Origin of the sequence: Ilyobacter sp. (assembly GCF_041583315.1) — a bacterium.
In the GTDB taxonomy this organism is placed as follows: domain Bacteria; phylum Fusobacteriota; class Fusobacteriia; order Fusobacteriales; family Fusobacteriaceae; genus Ilyobacter.
In genome coordinates this window covers 1-2308 of sequence record NZ_JBFHGC010000468.1, presented here as the reverse complement: position 1 = coordinate 2308, position 2308 = coordinate 1, and the positions used below count along the sequence as shown (strand labels likewise).

The window sequence follows — 2308 nt, the reverse complement described above, 5'->3', positions numbered from 1 at the left end:
ACCTTTGCAGATATAAATAATTATGAAAGAATAAATAAAGAGGAGATGAAGAAGGAGGTTCTGGAATCAGGGTATGACATATTTTTGAAAAAAGGAAATACAAATCACGGGATAGCAGCAAGTACCTACAGAATAGTAAGGGCAATTGCAGTAAATGAAAATTCTATACTACCTGTAGGGAGCTATATTGAAAAAGCCTACGGGGTGGAAGATGTGGTCATGGGGGTACCTGCAATTATAAACAAGCACGGGGTATCCAGGATTTTAGATCTGAAACTCAGTAAAGAGGAGCAGGAAGAGCTGAAAAGATCAGCTGATTTTTTGAAGAATATAATCAATCAGGTAAAACTGTAGAATAAAAAAATCCGGATATTTCCGGATTTTTTTATAGCTGAACATCTATAAATTCATTAGAATCTTCAAGAAGAGGAGCTTTTTCCTCTAGCATAATTTCTTCGTCACTGTTTTCAAAACTTGTATTTTGTGAAGGAGACTCTCCCTCTACAGGAATACTCTGAATTTTTTGTCTGACTTCTTTTAATTTTGACTGAATGCTGTCGATATGACCTATGAAGGTCTCTTTTGTTTTTAATGGAACTTGATTTTTATCTACAGAAAGAACTACAAACATTTTATTATTTTCACTCCATGAGGTTTTTTCTTGGGCTCCGAAAAGGACACCTTCAGCAACATATTCTCCTAGGTCTTTTAACACCTGGTCGGATATTTTTTTACTGTAGAAATTGATCTCTAGAAGGTAGGCTTTAAGGATAGTTTCACTCTCTTTAAAGACTTTTTTCTTAAGCTCTTCTCTGGCGGCTTGTTTTGCCCTCATTTTTGCCACACCTTTTCCGCTCTCCTCTATACGTGCATCTCCGCTCGCAAAGATCTCTTCGTTTACATCTACGGCAGAAGCTATATTCTCCTGAGTGGTTGCAGATGTTGATGACGAAGTCATACTTTTTATGTTAGTACACCCCTGTGCAAAAATCATTGAAGCAGTGAGGCATAAGATAAATATTTTTTTCTTCATTGCTGTTTTCCTCCTCTGGTTTGATTGTGAATGAGTATATATCCCCGTAAGTTACTTTTCATACCGATAGTCCTTAATAATGATTTTAGCACAAATATAAGCAGGTTGAAAGAGAGATTATTGATAAATCTTGTATAATTGATTATAGACAGAAGTAGATACAGTTCTGCAGACTAAAGTCAGTATTTTATATTTTTTAATAATATAGGAATGCGATGAGAATGGATAAATATTTAATTTAAAAAGGTGATCCAGCTGGACCACCTATAATGAAAGAGAATATAATTTACATGTAATTTTTGAAAGATCCTTAAATATTTTTTTCGATATCTTCTGCCACACTAGCGACGGCATTATCTATAGCTTTTTTATAAGGATTTTCTTTGAGAATTCCTTTTTCAAATAATAATGTTTCTATTTTATTTCCTAAAGGTCCAGATAGAGCTAAAACTCCATCAATAACTTCTCCTCTAATAACCGGGTCAGAAATTGCGGCAATGGATGCCACAGTTGCTAAACCATTATGATCTGTTGCAATACTTCCAGCTATTATGAGTATCGTTTTTAAGGCTGTTCCAGATATTTTTTCGGTTTCAATTCCCTCGATATTAAATTCTTTTTCTTCAATACCGTCTACATATAATACAGCTTTTCCTTTGATATTTTTTATAGTTGTTGGTTTCAATGGATTTTTCTTTAAAGATACATTCACATCATCTACAGTTATAAAGATAAGACCGTCTGTTCCCATTTTATTTTGTAATGCTATCCTCTTTTCAGGAGAATCCAATTGGGTTAATTGATCTCCAAAACTGTAACCGGCACCCTGAATAAGAACTTTTGTTTTTTCTGGACTGATAAGTTTGTTATGATCATGTTCATAAATATTAGTTGATAAGTTATTCCACAGTAGTTCAGCAGTACGTTGGTCATTTGTATTATTAATAGGTAAAAGTATTGCTGTTTTTTCCGGTGTTTTGGCGATAATTTCTGTTGGTGAACATACTCCCAATATACTGGCAATTGCAATTGATAAAATAATTTTTTTCATGAAACTCTCCCTCAATATTTAATTTTTTGTAGATACTCTTAAAATGTAATTTATAATTAAATTTCTCTAACTATCACTTCTATTTTGTTTATATTAGGAATTTCACCTATAAATTCACAAATGGATCCTTCTCTTCCATTTATATAGGAGGTTACTTTTACAACCCCTATTTTTTCTTCAGTATATATCTCTTCTCCATCTAAAATAATTATATCTCCTACTTT

At 32.9% G+C, this 2308-nt stretch carries 2 protein-coding genes and 1 pseudogene; 1 reads left to right on the top strand and 2 read right to left on the bottom strand.

Features of this window, described 5'->3' with window-relative positions; genetic code table 11:
* Positions 1 to 354 (top strand): annotated as a pseudogene (locus ABZA26_RS13025) (L-lactate dehydrogenase); the annotation flags it as partial.
* A gap of 31 nt (positions 355 to 385) precedes the next feature.
* On the opposite strand, the gene ABZA26_RS13020 reads toward ABZA26_RS13025, so the two are convergent.
* Positions 386 to 1033 (bottom strand): hypothetical protein, encoded by a 648-nt coding sequence (locus ABZA26_RS13020; protein ID WP_372714938.1) that lies wholly within the window; start codon positions 1031 to 1033, stop codon positions 386 to 388.
* 310 nt (positions 1034 to 1343) lie between these two features.
* Positions 1344 to 2084 (bottom strand): hypothetical protein, encoded by a 741-nt coding sequence (locus tag ABZA26_RS13015; RefSeq protein WP_372714937.1) that lies wholly within the window; start codon positions 2082 to 2084, stop codon positions 1344 to 1346.
* Between the last annotated feature and the right edge of the window lie 224 nt (positions 2085 to 2308).

Excerpts from the sequence above, each read along its gene's own strand:
- ABZA26_RS13020 (WP_372714938.1), bottom strand. The coding sequence starts at position 1,033 with ATGAAGAAAAAAATATTTATCTTATGCCTCACTGCTTCAATGATTTTT.
- ABZA26_RS13015 (WP_372714937.1), bottom strand. The coding sequence starts at position 2,084 with ATGAAAAAAATTATTTTATCAATTGCAATTGCCAGTATATTGGGAGTA.